19 protein-coding genes are annotated in these 15165 nt (G+C 38.2%); 7 read left to right on the top strand and 12 right to left on the bottom strand.

The window, feature by feature from the left end:
* Positions 1-262 precede the first annotated feature (262 nt).
* Positions 263-427 carry a hypothetical protein gene (locus H6F47_RS02800; protein ID WP_190647559.1) on the top strand — a complete coding sequence of 55 codons (165 nt, stop codon included), beginning with the start codon at positions 263-265 and terminating at the stop codon, positions 425-427.
* Here H6F47_RS02800 and H6F47_RS02795 read toward each other — a convergent pair.
* The 5 genes from H6F47_RS02795 to H6F47_RS02775 all read right to left on the bottom strand — a co-directional run bounded on the left by H6F47_RS02795 (position 396) and on the right by H6F47_RS02775 (position 3900).
* Positions 396-977, bottom strand: coding sequence for a CPBP family glutamic-type intramembrane protease (locus H6F47_RS02795; RefSeq protein ID WP_190348343.1), 582 nt, complete (start codon positions 975-977; stop codon positions 396-398). The two genes, H6F47_RS02800 and H6F47_RS02795, sit on opposite strands and share 32 nt — an antisense overlap.
* Before the next feature lie 95 nt (positions 978-1072).
* The gene (locus tag H6F47_RS02790; protein WP_190647557.1) at positions 1073-2113 is read right to left on the bottom strand and encodes a DUF3326 domain-containing protein; all 1041 of its coding nucleotides are present in this window, start codon (positions 2111-2113) and stop codon (positions 1073-1075) included.
* A gap of 139 nt (positions 2114-2252) precedes the next feature.
* Positions 2253-2435 carry a hypothetical protein gene (locus H6F47_RS02785; protein ID WP_190348342.1) on the bottom strand — a complete coding sequence of 61 codons (183 nt, stop codon included), beginning with the start codon at positions 2433-2435 and terminating at the stop codon, positions 2253-2255.
* Between the two features lie 120 nt (positions 2436-2555).
* Entirely contained in the window at positions 2556-2873 is a 318-nt protein-coding gene (locus H6F47_RS02780) for a 2Fe-2S iron-sulfur cluster-binding protein (RefSeq protein ID WP_137666550.1), read from the bottom strand.
* Between the two features lie 109 nt (positions 2874-2982).
* Positions 2983-3900: a hypothetical protein gene (locus tag H6F47_RS02775; protein WP_190647555.1), complete on the bottom strand. Its 918-nt coding sequence runs from the start codon at positions 3898-3900 to the stop codon at positions 2983-2985.
* 33 nt (positions 3901-3933) lie between these two features.
* Between H6F47_RS02775 and H6F47_RS02770 the strand changes: the two genes are divergently transcribed.
* From H6F47_RS02770 to H6F47_RS02760, 3 genes are all read left to right on the top strand, one after another.
* Complete coding sequence (locus tag H6F47_RS02770; RefSeq protein ID WP_137666552.1) at positions 3934-4842, top strand: metallophosphoesterase; 909 nt, start codon at positions 3934-3936, stop codon at positions 4840-4842.
* A gap of 280 nt (positions 4843-5122) precedes the next feature.
* Entirely contained in the window at positions 5123-5512 is a 390-nt protein-coding gene (locus H6F47_RS02765; protein ID WP_137666553.1) for a type II toxin-antitoxin system RelE/ParE family toxin, read from the top strand.
* Entirely contained in the window at positions 5499-5804 is a 306-nt protein-coding gene (locus H6F47_RS02760) for a helix-turn-helix transcriptional regulator (RefSeq protein WP_096572218.1), read from the top strand. The genes H6F47_RS02765 and H6F47_RS02760 overlap by 14 nt, the downstream gene beginning before the upstream one ends.
* Before the next feature lie 208 nt (positions 5805-6012).
* Here the strand turns inward: H6F47_RS02760 and H6F47_RS28360 are convergent, their stop codons facing one another.
* Positions 6013-6135: a hypothetical protein gene (locus H6F47_RS28360; RefSeq protein ID WP_277877012.1), complete on the bottom strand. Its 123-nt coding sequence runs from the start codon at positions 6133-6135 to the stop codon at positions 6013-6015.
* A gap of 280 nt (positions 6136-6415) precedes the next feature.
* Between H6F47_RS28360 and H6F47_RS02755 the strand changes: the two genes are divergently transcribed.
* Positions 6416-7324, top strand: a complete 909-nt coding sequence (locus H6F47_RS02755) for an NACHT domain-containing protein (RefSeq protein WP_190647553.1) — start codon at positions 6416-6418, stop codon at positions 7322-7324.
* Between the two features lie 395 nt (positions 7325-7719).
* On the opposite strand, the gene H6F47_RS02750 is transcribed toward H6F47_RS02755, so the two are convergent.
* Positions 7720-8559, bottom strand: a complete 840-nt coding sequence (locus H6F47_RS02750; protein ID WP_137666556.1) for a prephenate/arogenate dehydrogenase — start codon at positions 8557-8559, stop codon at positions 7720-7722.
* A gap of 84 nt (positions 8560-8643) precedes the next feature.
* Between H6F47_RS02750 and H6F47_RS02745 the strand changes: the two genes are divergently transcribed.
* Complete coding sequence (locus H6F47_RS02745) at positions 8644-9237, top strand: DUF1517 domain-containing protein (RefSeq protein WP_137666557.1); 594 nt, start codon at positions 8644-8646, stop codon at positions 9235-9237.
* A 70-nt stretch (positions 9238-9307) separates the two neighbouring features.
* Entirely contained in the window at positions 9308-10192 is an 885-nt protein-coding gene (locus H6F47_RS02740) for a hypothetical protein (RefSeq protein WP_190647551.1), read from the top strand.
* A 334-nt stretch (positions 10193-10526) separates the two neighbouring features.
* Here H6F47_RS02740 and aroF read toward each other — a convergent pair whose 3' ends face one another.
* The 5 genes from aroF to H6F47_RS02715 all read right to left on the bottom strand — a co-directional run bounded on the left by aroF (position 10527) and on the right by H6F47_RS02715 (position 15165).
* Positions 10527-11585: a 3-deoxy-7-phosphoheptulonate synthase gene (gene aroF / locus H6F47_RS02735; RefSeq protein WP_187038503.1), complete on the bottom strand. Its 1059-nt coding sequence runs from the start codon at positions 11583-11585 to the stop codon at positions 10527-10529.
* A gap of 224 nt (positions 11586-11809) precedes the next feature.
* Entirely contained in the window at positions 11810-12280 is a 471-nt protein-coding gene (locus tag H6F47_RS02730; protein ID WP_137666560.1) for a PAM68 family protein, read from the bottom strand.
* A gap of 12 nt (positions 12281-12292) precedes the next feature.
* Positions 12293-12562 carry a 30S ribosomal protein S15 gene (gene rpsO, locus H6F47_RS02725; RefSeq protein WP_096572226.1) on the bottom strand — a complete coding sequence of 90 codons (270 nt, stop codon included), beginning with the start codon at positions 12560-12562 and terminating at the stop codon, positions 12293-12295.
* Positions 12563-12764: 202 nt separating this feature from the next.
* Positions 12765-13568 (bottom strand): SDR family oxidoreductase, encoded by an 804-nt coding sequence (locus tag H6F47_RS02720; RefSeq protein ID WP_137666561.1) that lies wholly within the window; start codon positions 13566-13568, stop codon positions 12765-12767.
* 79 nt (positions 13569-13647) lie between these two features.
* On the bottom strand, positions 13648-15165 hold the full coding sequence (locus H6F47_RS02715) for a thioester reductase domain-containing protein (protein ID WP_190647549.1): 1518 nt from the start codon (positions 15163-15165) through the stop codon (positions 13648-13650).

Below are 15165 nucleotides of genomic sequence, written 5' to 3'. Positions count from 1 at the left end.
AACAATGTATTTTTTCGCTAATATGTGATTTTTTAGGCTCAGTTTCCTTTCTTATTTCCGTAATTTCTCTATGTGCCAGATCAGGGTGCGGAATGTGGGATAAAAGCTGGCACTTTTTGAAAGCACTTCGGCTTACTTCGACTTACTTCGACTGCGCCCTTCGACGCTGCCCTTCGACACCGCTCAGGACAGGCTCAGTACAAGTCGCTCAGTACAAGTCAAAATAGCTAAAACCCTTTACCTGTAAAGTTTTCGGATTTATATGGCTAACGCCACGCTACGCTATCAGCAAACCCTAAATATTTCCTGTTTCCCCAGTTACCAGTCACCAGTCACCAGTCACCAGTCACCAGTCACCAGTCACCAGTCACCAGTCACCAGTCACCAGTCCCCTGCTATAATTGCCGAATTTTCCACAGATAGCTAGATAGCCAATTTGTCAGGATATGAGCCATTATTGGTACTAACAAGTTGCCACTCAATAAGGCGCTATATGCCAAGATGATACCGATAATAGTTGCCCAAATTACATAAGGCCATTGTTCAGCACCACTGAGATGTAATACTCCAAAACAAAGACTGGAGACAATGACGGCTACATGATCAGCGCCCAAAGCGGGTAACATGACACCGCGAAATAATAATTCTTCACTTAAACCCGGTAACAGCCCCAGCCAGAGCAAGTCTGGTAAAGCTAACGGTTTAATTACCATTTCTAGGTAATAATCTGCGCTTTTGCGATAGGGAGGAGAGAAGCGATAAGCTAAACCACTAAAAACAGTGATGACTAAACCCAACCCCAAACCCAAAAATAAATCCTGGGGTTCCCAGTACAACTTAAATAGGGCAACGTTACCAAAGCGCAGCCACAATTTGGCGGCTATCCATAAAATAATCGCTGTTGCGCCCATAGCTACGAGGACTTGGGTGCGTGAGAGTTCAGGAATTTCTGGTTCTTGCTTTTGTTGTTCTACCACAGGCGTTTAAATAATGAGGACTGGACTGGGGACTGGGGACTGGGGACTGGGAGCAGGGGGAGAATAACTAATAACTAATAACTAATAACTAATAACTAATGACTAATGACTAATGACCAAGGATTAATACCTGCTTTGTGGGCGACTAAGACACCGACTGCTTCTAAATATGAGTTTACCTTTATAGATTTTATTCCTAACGCTGGGGCAGGAACTTGTATTAAAGTTTTATTTTCTGTAACAGTTATTATTTGGCATTGTTTCTGGCTTAAACTTAGTAAGGTACTACTCCCACAGGCGTTTGCTGGTACTATAACGGCATCTACTTGATCTGCCCAAATGTCTGCTTGTAAAGAATTGATAAATTCTCTGTTGACGATAAACTGAGGGGCGCGACTTAAACCGACAAGGACGCATGGTAAAAAAGTATAACCTATTTCTTCGGCTGCGGAACGGGGAGATAAATCGGGATCTGGGGGTGCTGGTGCTAGGGCTGGTGCATGGGCGCAAGGTATTTTAAAGGTTCGCACTAATAAATGGCTAATTACTGCTTCTGCACCTGCTAGGGGGTCTACGCCTTTTCCATGACGGTAATTTTGCGTTGCTTGTTCATCTATATGATCGGGAAACCGGGCTACTACTGCGATCGCCTCTGCTTTCTCTTTTTTAATCAATTTTTCTGCTGCCCGCAATAAACTGTCTGGGTTGCCGATTGTTCCCCAACTGGCTCCAGATGGGGATATACGTAATTCTACGTTTAATGGGGCATCTGTAATTACATGATTTGTAAGATTTAGTCCTAGTGTGGCTCTGGCTGCGTCTGCTGTTTGCAGGTGTCGCAGCATTAATTCTGGTTCTAGTCCTTGGTCTAAAAGTAAACCTACTCGGTTACTATGCACGGGTCTTAAACCCCATTCTCCAGCGGCAAATTTATCTAAACCATATCCTTCTACATAGAAAGAGTTGGGAATATTCCAGTATAAACTTGCACCGTTGAGGACATTGGGATGAGTAATCAGGCGATCGCACACCTGTGATATAACTCTAGCTACTGGTAATGCGTCACCTGCATAACCACCTATGGACGCGCCTATGCCGGTAGGTATAATTAAAATTGCTGTATATGGGCGTTGCATGATGGTATTATGAATTATGTTTCCGCGCAATCTCCGTCAGAAGATCCCGCAGGGTAGGGACACAGGAGCAAAGGCGCAAAGTTGCTGGTTGTAAATTTCTCAGTTTTTTCATGCTCATTCAGCAACGCCTTAATCTTAATTATTCAGGGTTTGCTGTGGTGACAACTGCTTCTATTGTTGCTTTTTCCTGTTCTGTATCTACGGAAGTAACCGCCCAGCGCAGGGGTTCACCTTGTTTTTTTAGTTCCGCTTCAATGGCTTTTTGTAATTCTGTGGGTGTTTCTTGCAGGTCTATTTCGGCAGTAATAAAATGGGTGGTCATGATGGTAAAATATAGGGTTTTGGTTATTTATAGAATACAGCTATTTTTGGGTAATTGGTGATTGGTGATTGGTAAACATTTATTACTTATCCTATCACTCATCACCCATTAATCGGTTGACTAACTTTTACCAAATTGCTTTTGATAAACTACTTCTTCTTTGTCTGTTTCGATTTTTAAATCAGAAAGAGGTTTAGCTACACAAAGTAAAGCATAACCTTGTTTTTGCAATTCTGGACTTACACCCATTCCCTCAGATTGATCTACGCTTCCTTCAGTGATCAAAGCAGCACAAGTTGTACAAACTCCAGCATGACAGGAAGCTGGTAACTCTAAAAGTTTTGTTTCTGCAACAGCTAAGATGGTTTCATTGTCAGGAACTTGCAAATTATAAATTGTGCCTTGGTGGTTAATTTCGACGGTGTAAGTTTTGGTCATATTTAAAAGAGGAGTCTTTCAACTGATAAATTACCTATTTTATCTCATAAGATGCAAATTTCACAATGGTTACTTTTAACTACAAATTTTGCTAGTAATGAATCCTGATTCATGAATGTTTACTAAACATGATCATTTCATTACCCACAACGGGACTACGTGCAATTAATTTATTTTCAGCATCAACAAGTTGTAAATGTGTAAAATCTAGTTCTTGAGAGCGTTTTAATATATCCGCTGCTAATTGTTGCTGTTGTGATGGTTCTAAGGTGTACCAATCATCACTAATTCTTATGGTTAAGTCGCTGGTGCGAAAATTAGCTTGGACTAATTTTATCAGATTAATAGAAATATTTTCATCTTCTTTGGTTTGTACGGAGATAACGGTAATTTCCGCAAGTTGCTGTTCTATTGCTGCTATTAAAGCTTGTTCTGGTGTTAATTGTACTGCTTCTGGTTCTGGTGTTGGTTCTGGTGTAGGTTCTGGTGTGGGTTCTGGTGTAGGTTCGGGGGTAGGTTCTAGTGTAGGTTCTGGTGTGGGTTCTGGTTCGGATGTGGGTTCTGGTGTAGGTTCTGGGATAGGTTCGGGTGTAGGTTCTGGGATAGGTTTGGGTGTGGGAACTTCTGCAACTAAAGGAATATCTGGGGGAATGGTTGCTACTTGAGTAGGTTTGGGAGTCAAGAAAGCTGCTGTAACCCCGACTATCACCACTGCAAAAATAGCAAAAATTGCGTTTAAGGTAAAATCTGATACATTATTAGCAACTTTGGATGGTAAAAACAAGCGGAATGTTTGTAAAAATTTATCCCATGCTAATAAAACCCTTGCTAAAAGATTAGGTTTTTTTTCAGTAGTTGGAGGTGGTTCTGTTTCTAGTTTGACTACTGTATTTTCTAAAATTCCTATTGTTCCTCGGAGAAATTGAATTATTGCTGTTTTCCAAATTGGTTGATTTTTTTGGTAAGGTTGTGGAGCAGGTGGAGTTTTTTGTTCTTTTCTGGGTTTGCGTTTTCTATCTTGTGACATATAATTGATGTTGATTTGTTGATTTATTGATTTATAAATATGAAACGTCGGGAATTTTTAGTTTTAGGTGGTCTGAGTGGGTTGTTTTCGGGTTTGTTTGCTGGTAAGTTTGTGAATAAAAATCTTAAAAATCCTTTTTTAGAAACTGCTATAGCTGCAAATTCCAACCAAAAAGATTTGTTATTGCGGTTTGTGTCGGTTGCGGATACGGGAACAGGTGCTAAAGGACAGTATGCTGTTGCTAGGGCGATGAATTTTTATCATCAAAAAAATCCCTATAATTTAGTTATTTTAGCTGGTGATAATATTTATAACAATGGGGAAATTGAGAAAATAGGGGCAGTTTTTGAACGTCCTTATCAACCTTTGTTGAAAAAAGGTGTGAAATTTCATGCTTGTTTAGGTAATCACGATATTAGAACTGATAATGGTGTTCCACAGGTAAATTATCCTGGGTTCAATATGCAGGGAAGGTACTATACATTTATTAGGGATAATGTACAGTTTTTTGGTTTAGATACTAATGGGAATGCTGACTGGAAAAATCAGCTAATTTGGTTAGATAAAGAATTGAGTTTAAGTAAAGCTGCTTGGAAGATTGTATTTGGTCATCATCAGATTTATGCTTCTGGTGTTTATGGGAGTAATGCGAATTTTATTAAGACGTTTACTCCTTTATTTCAAAAGTACGGTGTGCAACTTTATATTAATGGTCATGAACATCATTATGAACGCACTCGTTCTATTAATGGTACAACTTATTTAACTTGTGGTGCGGGTGCGGGAAATCGTTCTGTGGGTCGTTCTGAGTGGACTGAATATTCTACAAGTAATTTGAGTTTTGCTGCTTATGATGTGTATGCAGATAGAATTGAGGTGAGTGGTATTGGTACTAATAATCGTGTTTTTGATCGGGGTTTGATTAGGGTGAAGGGTGTTTGATAATAATTGTTTGAATTAGGATTTTCAGGATGTGATTTTGTCAGAATCAGGTGGTTATCGAGCGACCTGTACTGAGCGCAGTCGAAGTAAGTCGAGATAATGTCCAGGATTTAAGGATTTTTAGGATGTGTTTTTTGATAAAATGCTATTTGAGTTGCTTTGATTAATTTGTAAACAGATATGCTATAATCATGAGCTATAGCAGAAGGCTAGAGTGAAACCCTTGCTATTATCAGTTGTTAAGGATTAATAATTTCATAATAATTCTGGCTACAGCTATATGAATAAAGAATATATAATTTATGTTGGTTCAGTTTTTCAGTTGGAGTGGTATTTTGATGAACATGGTAAAAGTGAAGCTCTGGAGTATTTTAATCAACTATCCGAACAACAACAATTAAAATTTTTATTTTTAGTGAAAAGAATTGGTGATTTTGGCAAAATAAGTAATAAAGAGCAATTTCGTAATGAAGGAGATAAAATTTACGCTTTTAAACCACAACCAGATAGATTTTTATGTTTCTTTTTTACTGGTAAAAAAATTATTGTCACTAATGCTTTTCAGAAAAAAACACAAAAACTACCCAACAATCAAAAAGAGAAAGCTATACAATATATGAATGCTTTTATTCAACGTCATGAGGAAGGAAAATATTATGAAGAAGAATGAACAGTTATCAACTTTTGATAGAATGATGCAAGATGATGATTTTCAAGCTAAGTTTGCATCAGGATATCAGGAGTTTTTACTATCTGAATTTTTAGTTTCTATCATGGAAAATGATCATATTTCTATTGAACAATTAGCTAAAGAAGTTAATCTTTCTCCTGCTGTTATTCAAGATATTTGTTCTGGAAAGAAAAATGATATTAACTTTAGTAAGTTTTTGCAAATAGTTCAATCTTGTGGGTTTCGTCTGGTTTTAGAGAAAGGTGATGATCGTATTCCTCTAGGTTTGTAAATCTGATTATTCATTTTATCAATTTGTCTGAATCAGGATATCCAGGATTTCAGGATTTTCAGGATGTTGAATTTATTAATACCCACATACTTCATATCCCGGACTTCTTTAAGAAGTCCGGGATCTAGTATTTTGTCTGAATCAGGATATCCAGGATTTAAGAATTTACTGTTGTGGGTTACGCCCTCATTAACCCACCCTACTATACTTATAGTAATTTGTAAATTATTGCTCCTGTGGATTTATCGTTGGTAATTTCCATGAGTCCATCAGTACAAATAGTTTCTAAAATTGAGCGCACTTCTGAAGTAGGTTGACCAAGTTCAATCACTGCATCAGTGAGTGATATACTACCACCTTTACTTTGAGCTAACTTTAAAAGTGTGACAACATCATTTTTGGCTGAAGGTGCAGGTTTGATTTGTCCTTGGGGAAACTGTTGTTGTGGTAGTTGAATATTAGAAGAATGATAACCTGATTCTGGTATTTGTCCATCAAAATTATGGAAACTTCTATCTGAGGTTTTTAAAGAAGATATTAAACAAAGTAATGTTCATTCTATTTTAGAAAATCAAGCTGCATCTACTATCTACAATTATGGTAATTCTTCATTGATTATTAGTAAGCCTAATATAAATAAAAGCCGTATCAATATCTGTAGAGAAAACTCCCAATCTTTAGAAGATATACAAAATCAATCATCTTCTTCGCAAAACCAAACCCCAATAATTGACCTTACAAAAGCACCAGAATTAAACTATAAATATGGACGCACTTCAGAAATTGCCACTCTCAAACAATGGATATTAGAAAATCACACTAGACTAATCACAATTTACGGATTAAGTGGAATTGGTAAAACCGCCTTAACACTGAAATTAATCTCAGAAATTACCACACAATTTGATTATATTATTTATCGCAGTCTTGATAATCTTCCTAAACTGATAACTGTTAAAAACGAACTTAAACAATTCCTTTGTCAATCCCTATCAAAACCATTACCTGAAATCCTAGATTATTTTAAATCATCTCGTTGTTTAGTGATCATGGATGACCTAGAGAATATTTTTCAATTTGGTAACTTCGCAGGTCAATATTTAACAGAATACAAAGATTATAGTAAATTTTTCCAACAAATTGCAAATTCATATCATCAAAGTTGTGTAATTTTAATCAGTTGGGAAAAACCCGCAGATATCGAAACTTTACAAAGTGAAAACCAACATACAAAAACATTACATCTGCAAGGTTTAGGAGAAGATGCTAAAGCAATATTCCAAGAAAAAGATTTAAAAGATGATGAAAAATGGGAAGAATTAATCACACTCTATCAAGGTCATCCTGGTTGGTTAAATATTATCACATTAGCGATTAAAGAATTATTTAATGGTCAAGTTTACCAATGTTTAATAGATGAAGATGAGGTATTTTTAGGAGATATAGAAGCACTATTAGAAAATCATTTAGAACGTTTATCAGAATTAGAATATCATGTAATTAACTGGTTAGCAAGATAAAATGAACCGATAGATATTTCTCAAAAACCTACTGATTTGGAATTATCAAATGCTAGATTTATCAAAGTTTTACAGTCTTTAAATCGTCGGTGTTTGGTGGAAAAGGTGTTAATAGAAGAGAAAGTGAAATTTAAGGTAAATTCTTTATTCAGGATATATCTCAATAATTAATATTATGGTTGATTGAAAAGATTTTATTATCTGCGTTTATCTGCGTTTATCTGCGTTATTATCCTGTAAATCCTCAAATCCTGGACATCCTGATTCTGATAAAATTCAAATTATCTCAACAAGCAACAAAATTACATAAATTTGACATTTATAAAACCCGTAAAGTAATCAGGAGTCAGTAGGGGTTTAGTAATGCTAAACCCGTACATAATTCAGGATATTATCTATTCCACAAATTTAGGACGATTTTGTTGATTTAACTTGAGCTTTTGCTCTAAAACTTCCCAGTTTTCCTGTTCAATCACGTTAATAAATATGTCGAGGTTTTGACGATATTGATGTAGTGAATTGATTAATGCTTGACGATTATATTGCGCCATCATCACCCCTAATTCTGGATTACCAGCACCAACGCGGCTGGTATCTCGAAATCCTGAACTAGCAAGGTTTTGGGCTAATTGAAAAATTTCTGGATCGGTTTCACCCAAACAAGCAGCCATCAAAGAGGCGCTAACCATCACAGGTAAATGGGAAATCCAACTCACAGCCCGGTCGTGTTTTTCTGGCTGACAATGATAGATAATAGAACCAAGCGATCGCACAATTTCCTCTAAAACAGTAATGGCAGTAGTTGGGGTTGTTTCTATTGGTGTGAGTACATAAGGTCGATTCACAAATAAATTGCGCTGTGCGGCCTCTATACCCACATCTGTATTTCCCGCCATAGGATGACCGCCAATAAAATTCTTCCATAGAGGAGAAATTGCATTGACTATAGGTGCTTTTACTGAACCTACATCAGTTACAATAGTAGTCTCAGGCAAATGAGCAACCAACTGTTCAACTTGAGGCACAATCAGTCCTATAGGAGTACAAATAAACACAACTTCAGCACTAGCTAACAAACTCAAATCAATTGATGCTTGATCGACACTGCCAATATCAACAGCTTTTTGACAGGTTGATTCACGACGGCTAACTCCTAAAACATAATGTCCTTGGGAACGTAAATCAAAACCTAATGAACCGCCTATCAGTCCCAGTCCTAAAATACCAATTTTCATTTTTGCCTTTAACAACTAAACTTTGAAATATTATCTGTATTTCTGACTCCTGCTATAACTAAGAAAATTATATGGAGAAGAAAAATGAGCAATTTTTTTAATAAAATGATGGGTAGAACTCGCTATGTAGTTTGTCGTCTATTTGTGCATTTAGCCGGCAGTGAAGTAGCACCAATTTTAGGAGTTTTAAACCGCGCCGCAAGAGAAGCGATTGAAGCTGACGGTGATTTAGAAGTTTTGGGCGAAGGATTAGTAGAAATTTGTGAAACTTTGCTCAGATACGATCAATACTGGCTTTCAGCAGCTAATGAAGGAGATGTTTTTTGGAATGAAGGAGAAGCGGGAGATTATGTCAATGAATTATTTACCGACTGCGCCCAAAGATACGGCGCTGAATTTGATATTAGTTCTTCCTCTGGTTTCGATCAACCTTTATCTATTCCTGTAACGCGCAACGTAGTCATCATGGTGACAGTGGCTTATGAAGGAGAAGTACCAGAATTAGAAACAGACCTTTCCAACATCCAAGCCTTAAAAGAAGGATTGAAAGCTTTCATCAACTTACACTACAACCATAAACTCCGAGCTATCCAAGTGCATTTCTCACCAGCCCAGCTAGGAGACGAACTCACAAACGATCAATTGTTGCAGTATTTTCCAGAATTGATCCCATTGTAACTTGTTGTTACTCTTTAGTTATCACACCTAACATCGACAATGATAACTAACACATAAGGACAATTATCTAATGATCAGGACTATAATGCGTAAACTAACAATTTTTTGTTTAGCACTAAGTTTGTGCTTGACAAGTGTCGCCTGTGGGGGAGGAAACCAAACTACATCTTCTACTCAAAGTAGTAGCCAAAGTAGCAGCCAAAGTGCAACCCCCACCAAATTAAATGATGGACGGTACGACGTACAACAGGCTACTTACAATGATGCTAATGGGGAGTATACGCTGTTTTTACTTGGTAGTCAGCCGCCTACCTTTAGCACAGAAAAGTTACAAATGGCTCGGTTGACAGATGAAGAACTCAAAGCAGGTAAAAAAACCTATCTCAAAGTAGAAAATGGTCAGCCAGCCTTATATCTGACAGAAGACTTTAAAATTGAGTACGTTCACAACGTCACCGAAACCAAAACCAATCCCCAAACCGGACAACAAGAAACCGTAATTGTACGTCAAGAATCTAACTTCTGGACACCTTTTGCTGGAGCTTTAGCTGGTAACATAGCAGGTCAAGCTATTGGTAGTCTTTTATTTAGACCTCAATATTATGTACCTCCCGTTTATCAGCCTGGTGGAATTATGACCGGTTATGGTGGATATGGTTCTAGCTATGATGCAGCCGTTTCCAGTTATCGTTCTCGGTATAATGAACCACCCGCAGCCGTAAGAAATCGTACAGCTTTCCGCACTACAGGTTCGATCAGAAACACAGGGGGTTCTACTTCTACCACAACCCGCACGAATACAGGTAATAGAGCAACAGGTTCAGGTTTTGGTAGCAGTAATCTCCGTCCTTCTGGTAATTCCAGTTCTACTCGCCGTAATTCTGGTAGTAGTTTTGGCAGTGGCCGTTCTTCTGGTAGCCGTTCAGCCGGTTTTGGTAGCAGAAGAAGAAGATAATTTATAGGAGGCAGGAGGCAGGAGGCAGGAGGCAGGAGGTAAATATTTCTTCCCATCTCCCCTCACAAGGGTAGGTATTTTACATTGTCGTGAGGGCAAGACTTGGAGGACAAGGCAGACAAGGTGACAAGGGAGGAAATACGTAACAAGAATGTACAATTGGTAACAAAAACTGAGGCTAAACAGACCTTGTTTTGTAGAAAATCTTCCTTGTCTACTTTCCCTCCTTGTCTTCCAGGTCCTGCCTCAACAGATAATATTAAAAACCTATCCCTGTGAGCATCTCCCCATCTCCCCATCTCCTCATCTCTACTGTCACCTGTCACCTGTTATATTACACAATTGCCAATGCAGGTTGTGGCCAACGACCGACGGCTTTACCAATAACTGCTAATTCTGACATGAGTTGATCAAAGCTGTCTGGTGTTAAAGATTGGGGTCCATCGGATAAAGCCTTGGCTGGGTTGGGGTGAACTTCAATCATTAAAGAATCTGTACCAGCTGCGATCGCTGCCATTGCCATTGCAGGTACAAACTCAGCCCAACCCACACCATGACTAGGATCAATCATAATCGGTAGGTGAGTCAGTTTTCTTAACACCGGCACAACAGATAAATCTAAAGTATTGCGCGTATACTGACGGTCAAAAGTTCTAATTCCCCGTTCACACAAAATCACATTCGGATTACCAGCAGCCAAAATATACTCAGCGGCCATTAACCAATCTTCAATAGTTGCTGCCATTCCCCGTTTTAAAAGCACTGGCTTAGATTGCGCCCCTACTTGTTTTAAGAGAGAGAAATTTTGCATATTTCTCGCCCCTACCTGAATCACATCAGCAACTTCGGCGATTTTTTCCAAATCTCCAGCGTCCATCACCTCAGTAATGATTCCCAGTCCACTGACTTCCCGCGCCTTTGCTAACAACTCCAAAGCACTTTCACCATGACCTTGGAAAGCATAGGGTGAAGTTCGGGGTTTGTATGCACCACCACGCAGGAACTTAGCACCAGCCGCCTTAACCCGCTGTGCAGTTTCCACAATCATGGTTTCATTTTCCACCGAACATGGTCCAGCAACCACAACTAAAGGATGATGTTCACCAAAAATTACAGGCCCATCGGGAGTATTTACCACCACCTCAGAAGCTTCACCGTGGCGGAACTGACGACTAGCGCGTTTATAGGGTACTTCCACCCGTAAAACTTGTTCGATCCATTGACTGAGTTCTTGAATTTGCAGGGGATCTAAATCCGCCGTTTCACCTACTAAACCTATTACTACTTTATGTTTGCCAATGATTTTTTCTGGTGTTAAACCCCAGTCAGCTAATTCTTGAGTTAAACGATCTATTTCTGACTGTGGGGAGCCGACTTTCATTACAACAATCATTTTAAAATCCCTGTATTTTTGAGTAAACTTTGAGTCAAATATTTACCGAGTCAGGAATGTTGATTTAATTTTTGGCTACTGGAATTACTAAATAATTAAGCGAGAAGATATATAAAAAATGTAGCGCCAGGTACTTTGTCTGCATATTGGGTATAAATCAGATAAGAGTCATTTCCTAATTTACCCAATATGGCAGTTATCTCAAGATACCTGAGCGCCGTTGATCAGACGTTCTTTTTGCGTGTTTCTCGCCAACCTTCGACCATTCTGCCCCAATTGGTACTAAATTCACCAAAACCTAGTAAAGTACCAGGTCTTTCTACATCCCAAGAGGCGGAAAGTACACCGTAGGTTATACCTAAAACCCCTAACCCAAATAATCCCATATTCACCAATAATACTGCGATGGGAGGTAATTGGACATGAGCGTAACTGACCAACAAATAGCTGACCACCAGAGTAGTAATACCTAAAGCCGTAGGTATCCCACAAAATGCAGCGACTCTGCGGATCATCCGCTGGCTGACCACTTCAGGAATCGCCATTTCCTCTTTCGTGTAAGGTGGTTGCTGTGGCGACTTTTGATTAGATTCCTGTGTTTTTACTATCGGTTGAGTTTTAGTTTTTACAGGTTTTTGACGCTTTTTATTTGGCTCAAAAGGTAAATTACTGCGTTCTGATCCTTCAGCAGACATAAGCAATAATTCCTAACCACGAATGCCCAGGCGAGAAATCAAAGCCTGATACTTTTCCCGGTCGTTTTTGAGAACATAAGCTAAAAGACGCTTGCGCTGTCCGATCATCTTTAATAGTCCTCGGCGGGAGGAGTGATCTTTTTTGTTAGCTTGCAGGTGTTGGCTGAGGCGGTTAATACGATCAGTCAACATAGCGATTTGGACATCCGCAGATCCGGTATCGGTTTCGTGTACTTGGAAGCCAGAGAGAATTTCTTGTTTGCGCTGTTGCGTGAGAGCCATGATTGATTAAACTTCGATTTTCGCTAAATGTATGCAGCAGTCTCTTATAATATCACAGCAATCAAAGTCTGTGGTAATTTTAGGTGATTGGTGACTGGTTATTGGTGATAGGGTTATTTACCTCCCCATCTTCCCCCTGTTCCCTATCCATGACTTTCGTTCTGTTTTGCGTAAGTCCTGAAGTATTTAATCGAACTGAATATTAGTTATTTTCTTGCATACTTCTAACAATTTTTGTCACCATCTTTCGAGGAAAAAATCTGACACTTTTCGCCAGAATTTGATTTAAAAGTCCGGGAATAACTATAGTTTGACCGCGCATTAAGGCATCATATCCCATCAAAGCCACAGTTTGAGCATCCATCATTTTTTGACCTTTCAACAATTTAGAATCTGCCATTCCTGTGCGTTCATGAAATGCAGATACAGTTGAACCTGGACACAAAACAGTTACTGTTACACCTGTACCTTCTAACTCATTAGCAATAGCTTCAGAAAAGGATAAAACATAAGCTTTAGTGGCAAAATAAACCGCCATTAAAGGACCAGGTTGAAAAGCAGCAGCAGAAGCAACATTTAATATTTTCCCCCTACCTTGCTTAACCATATTTTTGAGAAATAACTTAGTTAAATGAGTCAAACAAACTAAGTTAACCTGCAACATTTCTAATTCATGATTCAAGCTGGTTTCATTAAAAAAACCATAAGTACCAAATCCGGCATTATTCACAAGTACATCAACTTGAATATTATCTTGTTGCAATTCTGTAAAAATTTCGTTGGGAGAAGTATGTATAGATAAATCTTTAACAATAGTTTTGACAAGAATATTAAATTTCTCCTTGAAATCAATAGCGATTTCTAAAAGTTTGATTTCGTTTCTATCTACTAGGACTAGATTGTAATTCTCAGAGGCAAATATACAGGCTAATTGGTAGCCAATTCCACTTGCTGCTCCAGTAATAAGAGCAGTTTCTTTACACTGTAATTGACCTTTGATGTTCATATTATAAACTGGTGTTATTCACCTAAAATTATTAGATTGTAAGGTGGGGAATGCCCACCCTACTTTTTTAAGACTATAATTATGCGAGAGTCAGGAAACCTGTTTGCATTAAATAGGAGGTGTAAGTGATTAATAATTGTGAGTCAATTTGCGGACAAACAATAGAACTTCCTTTCAATGCTTCCAGGGTTTCTTCACAGCTAATAATTGGTCTTCTTGCTTGCAAATACAAATCAGGAATGGTGATTTGTTCATCAGACCAACGCTCTAATAAAAAGGGTTTCAGGGTGTATAATGGATTCTCTTGGTCAGTGACATTATTGATTAATTCATTTTGCCATTGTTCGTAGGGAATCATTTCTAATTTAAAGCCAAAGGTGCGTATCCATTCCACCAATGATTTTAAAGAAGCGGGTTGGGGATGTTGCAAATGGAAAGCTTGACCAATGGATTTTTCCTGTCTAGATAAGTAAACTACTGCTTTACTTACATAGTCTACAGGGGACATATCCAACATATAATCTACATCGGGAAAACATCCCATTTGTAGACAACCTTTAATCATTAAATTGATAAAATCATGGGTGTTACAAATCCCAGTTTGGCTATCTCCAGCAATTAAAGGTGGTCTGTAGATTGTAATCGGTAATCCTCTGTCACCAGCAATTTTAACTAACTTCTCAGCTACCCATTTTGTTTGAGAATAACCTAAGAAAATACCTTGCCAATCATCAAAACTATCTTGTTCTTTAACTACCTTACCAGCGTAAGCGGTAGATTCAAAAACAGCAACGCTAGAAACGTAATGTACAGGTTTAACTTTGGTTTTGCAAGCTAACCTTAAAACTTCCTGAGTTCCTAATACGTTTGCTGCTTTTAATGCCGAATAAGGATAAACATAATTCAGCAAAGCACCACTATGATAAATGGTGTCAATATTGGCAGCTAAATTTTCAAATTGTTCTGCACTAATGCCTAAAAGTGGTAACGATAAATCACCAACAATAGGTATTAAACGCTCACTATATTGATCATCCCAAATGGCATACTGTTGGAGATTTTTGATTAATTTGCTCTTAGCTTCGGCAACATCAGCAGCACGTACCAAACAATAAATAGTTGCTGGGGTTTCTGTTAGAAGTTCCTTAATAATAAACGCCCCTAAATAACCAGTCCCCCCTGTTAAAAAGATGTTTTTAGGATTGGTAACAGCAATCGCATTATTACCCACTGGTTGAATAGTGGGATCTAGTACCACTTCCACACCTAAATCTAAAAATGGTACAGGAATATTGACATTATTAACAGTACCATTGCTGGAGTTTTCTAACTGGGCATTTTCGGGATTTTCTTCTGATAAACGTTGAGAAAGCGCAGCGATGGTGGGATAATGCCACAATAAAACCGGAGAGGGTTTAAAACCTAGTAAATTTTCTAATTTACTAATAATAATCATAGCTTGGGCAGAATCCAAACCATAATTTTCTAGATGTTCTTGAACGTCAATTTCTTCTGGTGTTGTCCCTAGCACTTCTGCTAAGTTAGACACCATAAAATCTTGAATTTGAGCAGCACTATAAGTAGTTGTTAAACTCAT

The organism is Sphaerospermopsis sp. FACHB-1094 (assembly GCF_014696195.1).
Taxonomy (GTDB): Bacteria; Cyanobacteriota; Cyanobacteriia; order Cyanobacteriales; family Nostocaceae; genus Sphaerospermopsis; species Sphaerospermopsis kisseleviana.
The sequence above is the reverse complement of the archived record's forward strand: the minus strand, read 5'-3'. Positions and strand labels throughout refer to the sequence as shown.

What these genes read in the sequence shown, in the direction of transcription:
- H6F47_RS02765 (WP_137666553.1), top strand. Translation starts at nt 5,123, where the DNA reads ATGAATAAAGAATATATAATTTATGTTGGTTCAGTTTTTCAGTTGGAG.
- H6F47_RS02715 (WP_190647549.1), bottom strand. Translation starts at nt 15,165, where the DNA reads ATGAGTTTAACAACTACTTATAGTGCTGCTCAAATTCAAGATTTTATG.
- H6F47_RS02785 (WP_190348342.1), bottom strand. Translation starts at nt 2,435, where the DNA reads ATGACCACCCATTTTATTACTGCCGAAATAGACCTGCAAGAAACACCC.
- H6F47_RS02750 (WP_137666556.1), bottom strand. Translation starts at nt 8,559, where the DNA reads ATGAAAATTGGTATTTTAGGACTGGGACTGATAGGCGGTTCATTAGGT.
- H6F47_RS02800 (WP_190647559.1), top strand. Translation starts at nt 263, where the DNA reads ATGGCTAACGCCACGCTACGCTATCAGCAAACCCTAAATATTTCCTGT.
- H6F47_RS02745 (WP_137666557.1), top strand. Translation starts at nt 8,644, where the DNA reads ATGAGCAATTTTTTTAATAAAATGATGGGTAGAACTCGCTATGTAGTT.
- H6F47_RS02760 (WP_096572218.1), top strand. Translation starts at nt 5,499, where the DNA reads ATGAAGAAGAATGAACAGTTATCAACTTTTGATAGAATGATGCAAGAT.
- rpsO (WP_096572226.1), bottom strand. Translation starts at nt 12,562, where the DNA reads ATGGCTCTCACGCAACAGCGCAAACAAGAAATTCTCTCTGGCTTCCAA.
- aroF (WP_187038503.1), bottom strand. Translation starts at nt 11,585, where the DNA reads ATGATTGTTGTAATGAAAGTCGGCTCCCCACAGTCAGAAATAGATCGT.
- H6F47_RS02775 (WP_190647555.1), bottom strand. Translation starts at nt 3,900, where the DNA reads ATGTCACAAGATAGAAAACGCAAACCCAGAAAAGAACAAAAAACTCCA.
- H6F47_RS02780 (WP_137666550.1), bottom strand. Translation starts at nt 2,873, where the DNA reads ATGACCAAAACTTACACCGTCGAAATTAACCACCAAGGCACAATTTAT.
- H6F47_RS02740 (WP_190647551.1), top strand. Translation starts at nt 9,308, where the DNA reads ATGATCAGGACTATAATGCGTAAACTAACAATTTTTTGTTTAGCACTA.
- H6F47_RS02720 (WP_137666561.1), bottom strand. Translation starts at nt 13,568, where the DNA reads ATGAACATCAAAGGTCAATTACAGTGTAAAGAAACTGCTCTTATTACT.
- H6F47_RS02790 (WP_190647557.1), bottom strand. Translation starts at nt 2,113, where the DNA reads ATGCAACGCCCATATACAGCAATTTTAATTATACCTACCGGCATAGGC.
- H6F47_RS02730 (WP_137666560.1), bottom strand. Translation starts at nt 12,280, where the DNA reads ATGTCTGCTGAAGGATCAGAACGCAGTAATTTACCTTTTGAGCCAAAT.